Below are 560 nucleotides of genomic sequence, written 5' to 3' on the forward strand. Positions count from 1 at the left end.
ACGTTGAGCGAAGGTAGCGTCACTTAAGATGATAGGTTTTCCAGAATTATCCTTGGTTGGTGCTAATGTTTGTTTAAATTGAATCGTCATATGAAGTCTCCTTAAGCTTTTTGCGCAAATCATCAGAAAGATATGATAATTGAATGCGCTTTATTGTTCCAATATCCATCTTAACATGATTTAAAATTAAAGCTAGTATTGTACTATTAGAGATGTTTTCATATGGATTGATGACCTATTGTTGTTTAATTTCCTTGAATAAATTAATCATTTCAATAGCATTCGTTGCATAAGTAAAACCAAGGTTACCAGCTTTAGTACCAGAGCGCTCAATGGCTTGTTCGATATTTTCGACCGTTAAAACGCCAAAGATAACAGGTAATTTATGCGTTAAACCTACTTGAGATACCCCACTTGACGCTTGATTAACCACCACATCAAAATGACTTGTAGCCCCTCTAATCACAGCACCCAGTGTAATGATTGCATCATATTTGCCTGTTTCAGCCATCGTTGCAGCTGTAAGCGGGATTTCATAGGCCCCCGGTACCCAAGCAACA

General features: G+C 37.5%; 1 protein-coding gene. It reads right to left on the bottom strand.

Translation table 11 applies throughout. From position 1 onward, the window contains the following. Positions 1-235: 235 nt before the first annotated feature. Positions 236-560, bottom strand: a 325-nt coding sequence (ribH, locus tag ACRCJ0_RS18880; protein WP_431391737.1) for a 6,7-dimethyl-8-ribityllumazine synthase, incomplete at its 5' end; no start/stop codon positions are given.

Source organism: Aerococcus sp. L_32, assembly GCF_050689315.1.